The sequence below is a fragment of the Pseudomonas sp. GL_117 genome (assembly GCF_057835125.1).
This window is the reverse complement of sequence record NZ_CM174418.1, coordinates 5,691,712-5,703,719: the sequence shown is the minus strand read 5'-3', so window position 1 is coordinate 5,703,719 and position 12,008 is coordinate 5,691,712. Positions and strand designations below refer to the sequence as shown.

At 62.5% G+C, this 12,008-nt stretch carries 11 protein-coding genes; 6 read left to right on the top strand and 5 right to left on the bottom strand.

Annotated elements, in window-relative coordinates; all coding sequences use genetic code 11:
- Nucleotides 1-50 precede the first annotated feature (50 nt).
- Together AC3ISR_RS26120 and AC3ISR_RS26115 are read right to left on the bottom strand one after the other, a co-directional pair.
- A complete protein-coding gene (locus AC3ISR_RS26120; RefSeq protein ID WP_489324507.1) occupies nt 51-467 on the bottom strand; it encodes a DUF3010 family protein in 417 nt (138 codons plus the stop codon).
- Between the two features lie 41 nt (nt 468-508).
- Nucleotides 509-910, bottom strand: a complete 402-nt coding sequence (locus AC3ISR_RS26115) for a lysozyme inhibitor LprI family protein (RefSeq protein WP_192299885.1) — start codon at nt 908-910, stop codon at nt 509-511.
- A 219-nt stretch (nt 911-1,129) separates the two neighbouring features.
- Here AC3ISR_RS26115 and AC3ISR_RS26110 point away from each other — a divergent pair, with 219 nt between their 5' ends.
- From AC3ISR_RS26110 to etfB, 6 genes are all read left to right on the top strand, one after another.
- Nucleotides 1,130-2,107: a dipeptidase gene (locus tag AC3ISR_RS26110; RefSeq protein ID WP_005792153.1), complete on the top strand. Its 978-nt coding sequence runs from the start codon at nt 1,130-1,132 to the stop codon at nt 2,105-2,107.
- Between the two features lie 78 nt (nt 2,108-2,185).
- On the top strand, nt 2,186-2,716 hold the full coding sequence (locus tag AC3ISR_RS26105; protein WP_192299884.1) for a DUF5943 domain-containing protein: 531 nt from the start codon (nt 2,186-2,188) through the stop codon (nt 2,714-2,716).
- 15 nt (nt 2,717-2,731) lie between these two features.
- A complete protein-coding gene (gene dgcA, locus AC3ISR_RS26100; protein ID WP_192299883.1) occupies nt 2,732-4,792 on the top strand; it encodes a dimethylglycine demethylation protein DgcA in 2,061 nt (686 codons plus the stop codon).
- A 173-nt stretch (nt 4,793-4,965) separates the two neighbouring features.
- Complete coding sequence (dgcB, locus tag AC3ISR_RS26095) at nt 4,966-6,909, top strand: dimethylglycine demethylation protein DgcB (protein ID WP_489324506.1); 1,944 nt, start codon at nt 4,966-4,968, stop codon at nt 6,907-6,909.
- Nucleotides 6,909-8,129: an electron transfer flavoprotein subunit alpha gene (gene etfA / locus AC3ISR_RS26090; RefSeq protein WP_489324505.1), complete on the top strand. Its 1,221-nt coding sequence runs from the start codon at nt 6,909-6,911 to the stop codon at nt 8,127-8,129. The genes dgcB and etfA overlap by 1 nt, the downstream gene beginning before the upstream one ends.
- Before the next feature lie 10 nt (nt 8,130-8,139).
- Nucleotides 8,140-8,910 (top strand): electron transfer flavoprotein subunit beta, encoded by a 771-nt coding sequence (gene etfB, locus AC3ISR_RS26085; RefSeq protein WP_192299880.1) that lies wholly within the window; start codon nt 8,140-8,142, stop codon nt 8,908-8,910.
- A 119-nt stretch (nt 8,911-9,029) separates the two neighbouring features.
- Here the strand turns inward: etfB and AC3ISR_RS26080 are convergent, their stop codons facing one another.
- The 3 genes from AC3ISR_RS26080 to AC3ISR_RS26070 are packed head-to-tail and all read right to left on the bottom strand — an operon-like array spanning nt 9,030 to nt 12,007.
- Complete coding sequence (locus AC3ISR_RS26080) at nt 9,030-10,970, bottom strand: secretin and TonB N-terminal domain-containing protein (protein ID WP_489324504.1); 1,941 nt, start codon at nt 10,968-10,970, stop codon at nt 9,030-9,032.
- A gap of 15 nt (nt 10,971-10,985) precedes the next feature.
- A complete protein-coding gene (locus tag AC3ISR_RS26075; protein WP_192299878.1) occupies nt 10,986-11,474 on the bottom strand; it encodes a hypothetical protein in 489 nt (162 codons plus the stop codon).
- Nucleotides 11,471-12,007, bottom strand: a complete 537-nt coding sequence (locus AC3ISR_RS26070; RefSeq protein ID WP_463984148.1) for a hypothetical protein — start codon at nt 12,005-12,007, stop codon at nt 11,471-11,473. The genes AC3ISR_RS26075 and AC3ISR_RS26070 overlap by 4 nt, the downstream gene beginning before the upstream one ends.
- Nucleotide 12,008 lies beyond the last annotated feature (1 nt).

Here is a 12,008-nt window from a genome sequence, read left to right as displayed (position 1 = left end):
TCATTGGGTATAAAACTCAATTTCAGAGCTGCACCGAGTATCAGTGTGGCTTATTTATTCAGCAGGGCCGAGCAGGCGGCTTTGTAGGCTTCGTGCTGGTACTTGTTGAGCGTCGCGGGCAGATCAAAATTGTGCTTCTTGTTCTGCGCATTGATGGTCTGTGGCGACAACAACGTCACCTCCACACCGTCGAGCAACTGAAACACCCCTTCAATCTTGAACGTGGTCGGCCCACCGGCAAATTCACCCTTCTTGCTGCGCTTCTTGATCGCGATGCGCTCGATGCCGTTGGCCTGCACAAACGCCTTCACTTGCGCGGCGAAGGCTTTGACGTTGGCGGCTTCGTCGTCGTCTTCCAGGGCGATCTTCTTGGTGGCCAGGGCGACGTGGCTCAGCACTTGGTTGTCCAGGGAGGCGACGGCGATGATGGCTTCGCTGCCTTTGATTTCGATGCCGCAAGTCTTCATGAATAGCCTTGTTTCAAACGGAAAGTGCCGGGGATTGTCGCTTATTCCTGGCCAATCGACTCCAAAAACTCCGACCGCTCGTCACTCATGCGCGCCAGGCAGTCATTCACTGCAATCGCATAGGCCTTGGTGCCCGTTACCGCCGGGAAGGTGTCCACGGCGCAATCGGCATCCCGCAGTTTTTCCCACTTCTGCTGGGCATCCTTCAGACGAGCGGTAATGTCTGCCAGCTTGGTTTTGTCGCTGCCGTAGGTCGCCGCCATGCGTTCCAGCAGGCCCTGGTAGTTATCCTTGAGCAATTGCTCGGCGGTGGTTTTGTTGTAGGTAGCGCATTCCAGGGTTTGTTTGTCGTTTTCGATGCCATCGCACGGCGTGCTGTCGGTGTCTTCGGCCGCGTGGACGCCGGTTGCGATGAGTGCCAAAGCCAGGAAAATCGATTTCATTGCGCCGTCTCATATCTGGTGATGCGGGAATTCTGGCCCAAGAGTAGGACAAAGAACAGTCGCCAGTCAGGCCTCTGTTCTTAGCCTTTGTCGTGGATTGACGCTTTCGGCAATTCCCCTGTCGTTTTTGCACCCGGCTCTGTCGGCCCCTGGGCATATGCTGGCCCCAAAGCGCCGGCAGACGATTCGGCGCATGAATCGCCAATAAGGGGACGCCTGATGAGCCCAGCCGAATTGCACGCCGACAGCATCGTTATCGACGGGCTGATTATTGCCAAGTGGAACCGCGACCTGTTCGAGGACATGCGCAAAGGCGGCCTCACCGCCGCCAACTGCACCGTGTCGGTGTGGGAAGGGTTCCAGGCCACCATCAATAACATCGTGGCCAGCCAGACCCTGATCCGTGAAAACAGCGACCTGGTGATCCCGGTGAAAACCACCGCCGACATCCGCCGCGCCAAGGAGCAGGGCAAGACCGGCATTATCTTCGGCTTCCAGAATGCCCACGCGTTTGAAGACCAGCTCGGCTACGTCGAGATCTTCAAGCAGCTCGGCGTTGGCGTGGTACAGATGTGCTACAACACCCAGAACCTCGTCGGCACCGGCTGCTACGAGCGTGATGGCGGCCTGTCGGGTTTTGGTCGTGAGATCGTCGCCGAGATGAACCGTGTCGGCATCATGTGCGACCTGTCCCACGTCGGCTCCAAGACCAGCGAAGAAGTCATCCTCGAATCGAAAAAACCGGTGTGCTACTCCCACTGCCTGCCGTCCGGGCTCAAAGAGCACCCGCGCAACAAGTCCGATGAAGAACTCAAGTTCATTGCCGACCACGGCGGGTTTGTCGGCGTGACCATGTTTGCGCCGTTCCTGGCCAAGGGCATCGATTCGACCATCGACGACTACGCCGAAGCCATCGAATACACCATGAACATCGTCGGCGAAGACGCCATTGGCATCGGCACCGACTTCACCCAGGGCCATGGCCAGGATTTCTTCGAAATGCTGACCCATGACAAGGGCTACGCCCGCCGCCTGACCAGCTTCGGCAAGATCATCAACCCGCTGGGCATCCGCACCGTGGGCGAGTTCCCCAACCTCACCGAAACCCTGCTCAAGCGCGGCCACCCCGAGCGCGTGGTCCGCAAGATCATGGGCGAAAACTGGGTCAACGTCCTCAAGGACGTCTGGGGCGAATAAGCCACCGCCAACACATCTTCTCCCCCGGCCGTCCGCGCCCGGGGGCATTAACAAGAATTTTTCTGGAGTTAAGTTTCCATGGCCAAGATCGCCCCGCAATTGCCAATCGAAGTCGACAGCGAGACCGGTGTCTGGACCTCCGACGCCCTGCCAATGCTGTACGTGCCGCGCCATTTCTTCGTCAACAACCACATCGGTATCGAAGAAGTGCTGGGCGCCGAGGCCTACGCCGAGATCCTCTACAAAGCCGGCTACAAATCCGCCTGGCACTGGTGTGAAAAAGAAGCCGAATGCCACGGCCTGGAAGGCGTCGCGGTGTTCGAGCACTACATGAAGCGCCTGTCGCAACGCGGCTGGGGCCTGTTCAAGATCCAGGACATCGACCTCGACAAAGGCACCGCCAGCGTCAAGCTGGAACACTCGGCCTTCGTCTACGTGTACGGCAAGGTCGGGCGCAAAGTCGACTACATGTTCACCGGCTGGTTTGCCGGTGCCATGGACCAGATCCTGCAAGCGCGTGGCAGCAAGATCCGCACCGTCGCCGAACAAGTCTACGGAGGCTCCGAAGAGGGCCACGATGATGGCTTGTTCACCGTCAAGCCGTTGTAAGCCGAGGACCGTGCCATGGCTTTCGAAGCAATGTTTGCGCCGATCCAGATCGGCAAACTGACCATCCGCAACCGCGTGCTCAGTACTGCCCACGCCGAGGTGTATGCCACCGACGGCGGGATGACCACCGACCGCTATGTGAAGTATTACGAAGAGAAAGCCAAGGGCGGTATCGGCCTGGCGATCTGCGGCGGCTCCTCCGTGGTGGCGATCGACAGCCCCCAGGAATGGTGGAGCTCGGTGAACCTGTCCACCGACCGTATCATCCCGCACTTCCAGAACCTGGCTGACGCCATGCACAAGCATGGCGCCAAGATCATGATCCAGATTACCCACATGGGCCGTCGCTCGCGTTGGGACGGTTTCAACTGGCCGACCCTGATGTCGCCGTCCGGCGTACGTGAGCCGGTGCACCGTGCCACCTGCAAGACCATCGAACCGGAAGAAATCTGGCGCGTGATCGGCAACTACGCCCAGGCCGCACGCCGCGCCAAGGCCGGTGGCCTGGACGGTGTAGAACTGTCCGCCGTGCACCAGCACATGATCGACCAGTTCTGGAGCCCGCGCGTCAACAAGCGTACCGACGAATGGGGCGGCACCTTTGAAGGCCGCATGAAGTTCGGCCTGGAAGTGCTGAAGGCCGTGCGCGCCGAGGTCGGTGACGACTTCTGCGTGGGCATGCGCCTGTGCGGTGACGAGTTCCACCCGGACGGCTTGTCCCACGAGGACATGAAGCAGATCGCCAAGTATTACGACGACACCGGCATGCTCGATTTCATCGGCGTGGTGGGTTCGGGCTGCGACACCCACAACACCCTGGCCAACGTGATCCCCAACATGAGCTACCCGCCGGAGCCGTTCCTGCACCTGGCGGCCGGGATCAAGGAAGTGGTGAAGGTCCCGGTACTGCACGCGCAGAACATCAAGGACCCGAACCAGGCCACACGCATCCTGGAAGGCGGTTATGTGGACATGGTCGGCATGACCCGTGCACACATCGCCGACCCGCACTTGATCGCCAAGATCAAGATGGGCCAGATCGACCAGATCAAGCAGTGTGTGGGCGCCAACTACTGCATCGACCGCCAGTACCAGGGGCTGGACGTGCTGTGCATCCAGAACGCCGCGACGTCCCGTGAATACATGGGCGTGCCGCACATCATCGAAAAAACCACCGGCGTCAAACGCAAGGTCGTGGTGGTCGGTGCCGGTCCTGCCGGGATGGAAGCCGCGCGCGTGGCGGCCGAACGTGGCCACGACGTGACCCTGCTGGAAAAGAAAGAATTCATCGGCGGGCAAATCACCACCGCGTCGAAAGCCCCGCAACGCGACCAGATCGCCGGCATCACCCGCTGGTATCAGCTGGAGCTGGCGCGCTTGAAAGTCGACCTGCGCCTGGGCGTCGCGGCCGACGCCGACACCATCATGGACCTGCGTCCAGACGTGGTAGTGCTGGCGGTCGGTGGCCATCCGAACGTGGAACAGAACGAACACTGGGGCGCGGCTGAAGGCCTGGTGGTCAGCAGCTGGGACGTGCTCGACGGCAAGGTTGCACCGGGCAAGAACGTGCTGGTCTACGACACTATTTGCGAGTTCACCGGCATGTCGGTGGCGGACTTCCTCGCGGACAAAGGCAGCCAGGTCGAGATCGTCACCGACGACATCAAGCCGGGCGTGGCCATCGGCGGTACGTCGTTCCCGACCTACTACCGCAGCATGTACCCCAAGGAAGTGATCATGACCGGCGACATGATGCTGGAAAAGGTCTACCGCGAGGGCGACAAGCTGGTGGCGGTGCTGGAGAACGAATACACCGGCGCCAAAGAGGAGCGGGTGGTCGATCAGGTCGTCGTCGAGAACGGCGTGCGTCCGGATGAAGCCATCTACTACGCCCTCAAGGAAGGCTCGCGCAACAAGGGCCAGATCGACGTCGAAGCGCTGTTCGCGATCAAACCGCAACCGTGCCTGAGCGAGACGGGCGATGGGTACTTGCTGTTCCGCATCGGTGACTGTGTGGCGCAGCGCAATACCCACGCCGCGATCTATGACGCCCTGCGCTTGTGCAAGGATTTCTGACCCAGCCTTGAACCAATGTGTACTCGGTCAAAAATGTGGGAGCGGGCTTGCTCGCGAATGCGGTGAATCAGCCACCGAATGCGTCAGCTGACACACCGCATTCGCGAGCAAGCCCGCTCCCACATTTGTGGCCAGTTTCACAGTAGACCTGTGTGGTCTTTGGGAGCTTCACCATGTTGAACACCCTGCTTCCCATTTTATTGTTTGCCGCCCTGGGCCTCGCCGTCCTCGGCGCGCTGCGGCGCGTCATGATGTGGCGCCGTGGCCGCGCGTCCAAAGTCGACCTGCTGGGCGGCCTGCTGGCCATGCCCAAGCGCTACATGGTCGATTTGCACCATGTGGTCGCTCGCGACAAATACATCGCCAACACCCACGTCGCCACGGCGCTGGGCTTTGTGCTGTCGGCGTTGCTGGCGATCCTGGTGCACGGTTTCGGCCTGCACAACCGCATCCTGGGCTATGCGTTGCTGCTCGCCTCGGTACTGATGTTTGTCGGCGCCACCTTTGTCTACCTGCGTCGGCGCAACCCGCCGGCACGCCTGTCGAAAGGCCCGTGGATGCGCCTGCCGAAAAGCCTGATGGCGTTCTCGGTGAGCTTTTTCCTGGTGACCCTGCCAGTGGCCGGGATTCTGCCGGCGGACTTCGGCGGCTGGCTGCTCGCCGCGCTGCTCAGCGTAGGTGTGTTGTGGGGCGTGTCCGAAATGTTCTTCGGCATGACCTGGGGCGGCCCGATGAAACACGCCTTCGCCGGTGCCCTGCACCTGGCCTGGCACCGTCGCGCCGAACGTTTCGGCGGCGGCCGTTCCACCGGCCTGAAGCCGCTGGACCTGAGCGACAAAACCGCGCCCCTGGGGGTGGAAAAACCCAAGGATTTCACCTGGAACCAACTGCTCGGTTTCGACGCCTGCGTGCAGTGCGGCAAGTGCGAAGCCGCGTGCCCGGCATTCGCCGCCGGGCAGCCGCTGAACCCGAAAAAGCTGATCCAGGACATGGTGGTCGGCCTGGCCGGTGGCACCGATGCCAAGTTCGCCGGGAGCCCGTACCCAGGCAAAGCCATCGGTGAACACAGCGGCAACCCACATCAGCCGATCGTCAATGGCCTGGTGGACGCCGAGACCCTGTGGTCGTGCACCACCTGCCGCGCCTGCGTGGAAGAGTGCCCGATGATGATCGAGCACGTGGACGCCATCGTCGACATGCGCCGCCACCTCACCCTGGAAAAGGGCGCCACGCCGAACAAGGGCGCTGAAGTCCTCGAAAACCTGATCGCCACCGACAACCCTGGCGGCTTCGCACCGGGGGGGCGCTTGAATTGGGCGGCGGATCTGAACCTGCCGTTGCTCAGCGACAAAGGCAGTGCCGACGTGCTGTTCTGGGTCGGCGACGGCGCCTTCGACATGCGCAACCAACGTACCCTGCGTGCGTTCGTCAAAGTGCTCAAGGCCGCCAATGTCGACTTCGCCGTACTGGGCCTCGAAGAGCGCGACAGCGGTGATGTGGCCCGACGCCTGGGCGATGAAGCCACCTTCCAACTGCTGGCCTCGCGCAATATCCAGACCCTGGCCAAGTACAGCTTCAAGCGTATCGTCACTTGCGATCCGCACAGTTTCCACGTGCTGAAAAACGAGTACGGCTCCTTCAACGGCCACTACCTCGTGCAGCACCACAGCACCTTCATGGCCGAGCTGATCGGCGAAGGCGCGCTGAACCTGGGCCAGCACAAAGGCAACAGCGTGACCTATCACGACCCGTGCTACCTGGGCCGCTACAACGGCGAGTACGAGGCACCGCGCCAAGTGCTGCGTGCGCTGGGTATCGAGGTCAAGGAGATGCAACGCTCGGGCTTCCGTTCCCGCTGCTGCGGCGGTGGTGGCGGCGCGCCGATCACCGACATTCCCGGCAAGCAACGTATCCCCGATATGCGCATGGAAGACATCCGCGAAACCGGCGCCGAACTGGTAGCCGTGGGTTGTCCACAGTGCACGGCGATGCTCGAAGGCGTGGTTGAACCGCGGCCGTTGATCAAGGACATCGCCGAGCTGGTGGCCGACGCATTGCTTGAAGACGCCGCACCGAGCAAAGCCCCTTTAAAGCGTGAACCTGCGGAGGTGCACTGATGAGCGACATTATCCGCCGCGACCCCCGTGCCGAATGGATCGCCCGCAACCGTCTGCACCCGCTGCACGCAGCGATGCAGCCCGTACAACATAGCTGGATGGGGCCTAACGGCATCGTCCGCAAGAACGTGCATGGCGTCGGTTTTATCGGCCCCAACGGCATCAAGCGCATCGACCGCAGCGGCGCCCAGCAGGGCGGCGCGGCCAAACGCACGGCGGCAGAGCAAGTGCAGTTGCCGCTGCATCAGGTGGCGGCGCCGGCGTTCTACATCAACGTGGTGCCGGACATGGTCGGTGGCCGCCTGAGCAGCCACGACCGCGACCTGCTCGGCCTCGCCCGGCAACTTGCCGGCAGCGACGGCGCAGTGCTGGCGGTGGTGTTTGGCGAGCATAAGGAAAACACGTTTGCCACTGCGGGCGTGGATCGCCTGCTGGTGCTGGAAGGCCACGAGTTCGAGGGTTATTCACCGGAGCAACGCGTGCAAGGTTTGCGGGCTGTGGATAACCAGTTCAACCCGCGTCACTGGCTGCTGCCGGACAGCCGCAGTGGCGGTGGGGAACTGGGACGACGGTTTGCCGCCAGCCTCAAGGAGCGTCCGGCCACGCGGGTGTGGCAGATCAAGGGCGACGAGTGCATCGGCCGTGCCGGCGCGGGCCAGGAAGACTTGGCCCGGCCACTGCCGCGCCTGATCCTGGCTGCCGTGGAATGCGCTGAACCCGTCAGCGAAACCCGGCACGAAGTGCTGCCCGTGGAGTTATCCACAACCCTGGCGCGCAGCCTGCCGCGTATCGAGGACCTCGGCGCGGTGGCCGTGGACCCGGCAGCGATTCCGATGGCCGAGGCGGAGTTCATTTTCTCTGGCGGCAACGGCGTGAAGGACTGGGCGCTGTTCCACCAGACTGCGGCCGCACTGGGTGCCACCGAAGGCGCTTCGCGGGTGGCAGTGGACGATGGCTTCATGGGCCGTGATCGCCAGGTCGGCGCCAGCGGCACCTGGGTCACCGCCCGGGTCTATGTGGCCGTGGGGATTTCCGGGGCGATCCAGCACCTGCAAGGCATCGGCGCCTGCGACAAGGTGGTGGCGATCAACCTCGATCCGAGCTGCGACATGATCAAGCGTGCCGACCTGTCGGTGATCGGCGAAAGTGCCGCGATCCTGCAAGCCTTGATCGCTGCAGTCGAGACCTACCGCAACGGCGCCAAGCGCGATGCCGCTTAAGGACATGACCATGACCACGAATGTAATCAGCCTGGTGTCCATCGGCGCCCACCCTACCTCCGGGCGCCCGCGCCGCGCCGAGCAGGACGCGCGCGCGGTGGAGCTGGGCCTGCAACTGGCTGGGGATACATTGCAGGTGCTGCATGCCGGCAACATCGCCGAGCCGACCTTGCGCAGTTATTTGGGCATGGGCCTGCCGCAACTGCATGTGCTGGAACAACCGGCGGGCAGCGATGCCTTGCCGGTGCTCAGTGAATACCTGCGCGATGCCGGTGCCCACGTGGTGCTCGCCGGCAGCCAGGCGGAAACCGGCGAAGGTTCGGGCATGTTGCCGTTCCTGCTTGCCGAGCAACTGGGCTGGCCGTTGATTGTCGGGTTGGCGCAAGTGGAGTCCATCGACGGCGGCGTGGCCCATGTGCTGCAAGCCTTGCCTCGCGGCCAGCGGCGGCGCTTGAAGGTGCGCCTGCCGTTTTTGGCCACGGTGGACAACGCCGCGCCCAAGCCCCGGCAAAGTGCCTACGGCCCGGCGCAACGTGGTGAGTTGGCGGCGCATGAGGTTGAGGTGGCAGAAGATGAACTGTTCAACGCCGCAGTGCTGCAACCGGCCAAGCCACGGCCCAAGCGTTTGAAGGTGATCAAGGCCAAGAGCGGTGCCGATCGGATGAAAGCCGCGACGGCCAAGGCCAGTGGCGGTGGCGGGCAAGTGCTCAAGGGTGTGAGCGCGGAGGAGGGCGCCCAGGCGATCCTCAAGTTGTTGGTGGAAGAGGGTGTAGTCCGCTAACTAGGGAACCCATGCAAAACCATGTGGGAGCTGGCTTGCCAGCGATAGCGGTCCATCAGCTAAGGCTGTGCAAGCTGACCCGCCGCCATCGCAGGCAAGCCAGCTCCCACAATTGATCTTCATTGTGCCTGTGGGGCTTGAGGTGTCGGCACCGGCGCTGGCTGGGGCAGCAAGTCCGGCAACGGCGGCGGCAGCGGTGCCCAGTTGGCATTCGGTTGCTGCATCGGTGGCGGTATCGAGGGCGTTGGATCGCCGCCGGTGGGCTTGAGCGTCATCTTCTCGGTGGTATCACGCAGGATCATGCCCTCCGTCGAACTGCGCGCCTCGGTGCCGCTGTGGAAGGTGCTGATCTGGGAAATCGGCAGGTCGAGGTTGCGTTCGATCCTGGGGGTCAGCAGCAGGATGATCTCGGTTTTCTGCTGGGTACTCTGATTGGTGCCAAACAGCTTTTTGCCGATCCATGGGATCTGGCTCAACCACGGCAAGCCCGAGCCGTCATCGACGTCGGCGGTGCGGATCAGCCCTGAGACCACCTGGGTTTCATTGTTGCGCGCCGTGAGCAAGGTTCTGGTCGAGCGCGAACCCAATTCAAAAGTGGCAGGCACATTTTCCGAGCCGGCAATGCGTTTGGTGATATGGCTCATCTCCACATCCACTTCCAGGTTCACCTCATCGCTGAGGCTGATATTGGGCTTGACCCTGATCTGTAGCCCCACGTCCTGGTACGCCACGGATGAGGTGGTGACCAGGTTGGCCGTCGTGGTGGTGACCACGGGGATCTTGTCGCCGATATTGACCTGGGCCTCTTCGCGATTGCGCACCCGCACCCTCGGGTTGGCCAGGGTCACGGTGTTGCCGCTGCGTTGCAGCATATTGATGCGGGCCGAGGTGCTGCCTGAGTCCAGCAGGATGTTGTCGCCATTGATCCCGCGCAGTGCACTCAGCGGCACACCCGCGAGCCCCGCGGGTACGTTGGCCAGGTTGCCCACCGACAAGCCGAGACTCTCCGGGTACTGGATGCCCAGATTCAGTTCATCCGTCAGGCTGACCTCCAGCACCTGAATGTCGATAGTGACCTCCGATTGCGCAATGTCGATGGCCTCGACCATCTTCTCCACCGCACTCAACGTATCCAGCCCATCGCGCACAATCACCGCATTCAGGCGCTCGTCCACCAGCACTTCCTTGGGTTTGAGCACTTGCTTGATCTCGGCGGCGACGATCTTTGCGTCACCATGGCTGAGGTAAAAGGTGCGCACGGCCAGCTCACGGTATTCACGCTCTTTGTCGGGGCGCTTGGGGTACACGAGGATCGTATTGTTGTTGAGGATTTTCTTGTCCAGGCCCTGGGTCGCGAGCAGCAGGTTCAGCGCATCTTCGGCGGTGGTGCGGCTGGCGCTCATGCTCGCCGAGGCGCTGGGATTGACGTCTTTGTCGATGACGAAATTGACCCCCGACAGCCGCGCTATCGTCTCGAAGATCGTGCTCAGGCTCTGGGCGCTGAACTCCAGGCTCAGGGGTTTGCGCATGGCTTCGGACAGGTCGGCGCTCAGGTAGTCGGCACTCACCAATTCGCGGGTCAGGGCGTTGCGAAAATCCAGGGCCTCTCGGTAGTTGGGTTTTTGCGCAATGATCTGGCGCACCAGGTTGAGCGCTTCGACCGGGTTGGCGCGTTTCATTTCATAGGCCCGCGCCAGTTGCGGGCGCAGTTGTTTCATCGCCTCGATGTTCTGGATTTCCTGGCGGGCGCCGAGGTTGCTGGGGTCGTACTTGAGGATGATTTGCAGCGCGCGAATGGCGGCCGCGTCGTCGCCGCGCATCAGTGCGGCGCTGGCTTCGCGGCTGTATTGGGCGACCAGCAACTCCAGCTTGCTGAATTGGGCGGTGCGCAATTTCACATCGTCGGGCGCCTGTTTGGCTTCGGCTTGCAGCACTTCGACCGAGCGCACGATGTCGCCTTGCTGGCGCAGTTCGTCACTGTGCTTGATCGCTCGATCGGTCTCGCAGCCGGTAAGCAATATCAGCACCAGGCCCAGGGGAATCGATGTACGCATCCACATGATCATTCCCCTTCATCAGTGAGTATCCAGGCGCAAGGTGCTGACATGTTTGAGCGGCATGTAGGTCAGCACCACGAGCGTGTCGGTGAGTTTGTCCAGCCGGTAGTGCGCGTCGAGCATCTTGCCGGGCACGATACGTCCGGGTACGGAGCAGCGGTTGCACAGGGTGTATTGGCTGCCGTTGCCTTGCAGCACGACGATTTTCGCTTGGTTCTCGTAGCGCCATTGCGCACTGACAGTGAATGGCAGCGGCGGCGGTTTGGGCGGCGAGTTATCCACAGGTATCGGCGGTGGCGGCGGGGGTGTCCAGGTTTGCGCGGGGAACAGCTCGACCATGGCCGCCGGTGCGTTCACGGGCTGGGGTGCCGGTGCGGCGGCCACCGGCTTGGCGGCCACTGCCGTGGGGGCGCTGACCGGGCTGTCCGGCGTGTCCTGCCAGAACAGCCAGGCGCAGCCGATGACGGTGAGCAGCAACAACACGCGTAGATAGAGGGGCAGCTTCATTGCGTCACCCCCAGCAGGCTGATCTTGAGGTTGATGTTCAGCCGGCTGCTGATGATCTCCTTGCGTTCCAGCATGAGGTTTTCAATGCGCACTGCCGGCTGTTGCGCGATGTCCACCAACGCCTCGCGCAGCAGGCTGTAGGGCCCGACCAACGGGATTTCCACGTCCAGGCGTTGCAGCCCGGTGTCGCCGGGGGCGGAGTAGGCCAGGGTGGTTTGCTCGATCACGAAGCCGCGTTGGGTGAGGGAGCCCAGCAGCTGTTCCAGGCGCAGCGCAAAGTCGTCGGCACTGGGCATTTTTTCGACGGCTGCCGGTTCCGTGACTTGCACGTCCTGGGGCCGTTCGGCGATGCCGGCCTCCAGTTCCTGGCGGCGCTGGCGGTCGACGATGCCCGCCGGTTGAATCACCGCGACTTCGACCACCAGTGCAGTCGCCATCACGGCCAATGCCAGCAGCCCCCAGGAGCCCAGGCGCCGTTGCCATTGCATGAGGTGCCAGCGCACGCGCGGCAGGTGACGAGTCAACGCGTCCATG

What these genes read in the sequence shown, in the direction of transcription:
- AC3ISR_RS26075 (WP_192299878.1), bottom strand. Translation starts at nt 11,474, where the DNA reads ATGAAGCTGCCCCTCTATCTACGCGTGTTGTTGCTGCTCACCGTCATC.
- etfB (WP_192299880.1), top strand. Translation starts at nt 8,140, where the DNA reads ATGACCACGAATGTAATCAGCCTGGTGTCCATCGGCGCCCACCCTACC.
- AC3ISR_RS26070 (WP_463984148.1), bottom strand. Translation starts at nt 12,007, where the DNA reads ATGGACGCGTTGACTCGTCACCTGCCGCGCGTGCGCTGGCACCTCATG.
- dgcA (WP_192299883.1), top strand. Translation starts at nt 2,732, where the DNA reads ATGGCTTTCGAAGCAATGTTTGCGCCGATCCAGATCGGCAAACTGACC.
- AC3ISR_RS26080 (WP_489324504.1), bottom strand. Translation starts at nt 10,970, where the DNA reads ATGTGGATGCGTACATCGATTCCCCTGGGCCTGGTGCTGATATTGCTT.
- etfA (WP_489324505.1), top strand. Translation starts at nt 6,909, where the DNA reads ATGAGCGACATTATCCGCCGCGACCCCCGTGCCGAATGGATCGCCCGC.
- AC3ISR_RS26115 (WP_192299885.1), bottom strand. Translation starts at nt 910, where the DNA reads ATGAAATCGATTTTCCTGGCTTTGGCACTCATCGCAACCGGCGTCCAC.
- AC3ISR_RS26120 (WP_489324507.1), bottom strand. Translation starts at nt 467, where the DNA reads ATGAAGACTTGCGGCATCGAAATCAAAGGCAGCGAAGCCATCATCGCC.
- AC3ISR_RS26105 (WP_192299884.1), top strand. Translation starts at nt 2,186, where the DNA reads ATGGCCAAGATCGCCCCGCAATTGCCAATCGAAGTCGACAGCGAGACC.
- dgcB (WP_489324506.1), top strand. Translation starts at nt 4,966, where the DNA reads ATGTTGAACACCCTGCTTCCCATTTTATTGTTTGCCGCCCTGGGCCTC.
- AC3ISR_RS26110 (WP_005792153.1), top strand. Translation starts at nt 1,130, where the DNA reads ATGAGCCCAGCCGAATTGCACGCCGACAGCATCGTTATCGACGGGCTG.